The sequence below is a fragment of the Streptomyces sp. NPDC048349 genome, from assembly GCF_040651925.1.
Taxonomy (GTDB): Bacteria; Actinomycetota; Actinomycetes; order Streptomycetales; family Streptomycetaceae; genus Streptomyces.
This window is the reverse complement of the sequence record NZ_JBEZLA010000146.1, coordinates 1-1,662: the sequence shown is the minus strand read 5'-3', so window position 1 is coordinate 1,662 and position 1,662 is coordinate 1. Positions and strand designations below refer to the sequence as shown.

The 1,662-nt window shown below is 67.3% G+C and carries 3 protein-coding genes and 1 pseudogene; all 4 read left to right on the top strand.

Annotated elements, in window-relative coordinates; genetic code table 11:
* A partial coding sequence (locus AB0D44_RS34335; RefSeq protein WP_362598825.1) for a hypothetical protein occupies positions 1 to 263 on the top strand: 263 nt, incomplete at its 5' end.
* Between the two features lie 35 nt (positions 264 to 298).
* Complete coding sequence (locus AB0D44_RS34330) at positions 299 to 613, top strand: pore-forming ESAT-6 family protein (RefSeq protein WP_362598822.1); 315 nt, start codon at positions 299 to 301, stop codon at positions 611 to 613.
* A 46-nt stretch (positions 614 to 659) separates the two neighbouring features.
* Complete coding sequence (locus tag AB0D44_RS34325) at positions 660 to 1,109, top strand: DUF6507 family protein (RefSeq protein WP_362598819.1); 450 nt, start codon at positions 660 to 662, stop codon at positions 1,107 to 1,109.
* Positions 1,106 to 1,662: pseudogene (locus AB0D44_RS34320) on the top strand (hypothetical protein); the annotation flags it as partial. The gene AB0D44_RS34325 and the pseudogene AB0D44_RS34320, both read left to right, overlap by 4 nt.

Below are 1,662 nucleotides of genomic sequence, written 5' to 3'. Positions count from 1 at the left end.
TGGGTTCGCTGATCAAGCAGCTGGTGGCTGCGGCGCAGCCGTTGGAGGGCAAGTTCCAGGGGCAGGGCAAGGTCGCGTTCGATTCGTTCAAGGTGCGTGCGGACGGGATCGCGAAGGAGCTGAACGCGTCGCTGGCGGCGATCCTGGGCGGTCAGTCGGGTATGGAGCAGGCGTTCGGGTCGGGTGACCAGGAGCAGGGTGAGAACGCGCGGCAGACGCAGGGCGCGGCGAACTTCGACGCGGCGCGTTTCCGCGGTCGCTGATCTTCTTCTTCACGTTCACGGGGAGTGTGGTTGTGATGACAGCAGGTGGGACGGACCGTCGCGCGTATGACGTGGGTGCCTCGACGGAGGTGCAGGGCGGGATCAAGGCGGTGATCGGGCAGCTGGAGCAGGTGATCGCGGCGCGTGAGGCGCAGGTCGCGGCGGCGATGACGGACTTCGCGGCGGATGGTGTGGCGGATGACTACCACGCCAAGGAGCTGCGGTGGAAGAACGCTTCGCAGGAGGTCAAGAACATCATCCAGTTGTTGAACACGACGCTGGAGAAGAACGACGCGACGGCGCGGCAGACGCTGCAGCGGGCGAAGGCTGCGGTCGACAACATCGGCTGAACCAGCCGGTGAGACAGCACGTTGGGTACACGGGGGAAGTTCGTCGATGACGTCGTGGGACATCAAACCGCAGGGTGTGCAGGGCCAGTTGAAGACGGTCGGTACGAACGCGGGCGAGCTGGAGAAGGCGTTGAACGCGCTGCTGACCGCGATGTCGGAGGCGGCGCAGGCTGCGGGCACGGCCGTGCCGGGTTCGCAGTCGGGGATGAGCCCGCAGGGGCCGCTGGCTCCGGGTGCGGGGCCGGCGCCCGGTGCGGCATACCTGGCGCCGCAGAAGGCGCTGGGTCCGGTCGCGGCTGCTTTGGGTGAGTATCTGACGGAACGCAAGCCGGAGTTCAAGTCGATGGCGGAGCGGATCGAGGCGTGCATCCTCGGTGCGGTGAAGGCGACGAACGAGTACCTGGAAGGCGATCTGGACCAGGCCAAGGCCGCCCAGGACGCGGCGCGGGCCGTGAACCTTGAGGTGCTGCGCGAGAAGCCGGGGGGCAGCAAGTGAGCGGGGACGCGCCGGTCGATCCGGCCGAGGTGCCGGTCTTCACCGGGAATCTGGCGGTGCTGGACGAGAAGGTGAAGGCGATCTCGTCGGGCGGCGCGGCGGTCGCGGCGAAGACCTCGGATGTCCACACGAGTTTCGGCGGTCTGCAGGCTTTCTACCAGGCGCCGGAAGCCGACCAGCTGTTCGCGACCACGAAGCCGGTCTCCGACCTGGGGCTGAAGCTCAGCTCCGACATGTGCACCATCGCCGGCGCCCTGGGCACCTACTCCCGTGACGCCGCGCCGGTCATCAAGAAGCTGGAGAGCCTGAAGGCGGAAGCGCAGGCGTTCCGCGAGAAGACGGACAAGGACGAGAAGTGGCGTGAGGACGGCGATCTGATCGACGAGAACCTCGAGCGCCGCAACAAGATCGCCGAGGTGTGGACCGAGTTCCAGGACGTGGAGAAGGCCTGCCACGCCAAGATCGTCGCGCTGGTGGGCGGGAAGCCGCTGAAGACGGACGACGGTTCCCACGGCGAGGGCATGTACGGCTACGACGCCGAGGTGCTCAAGGC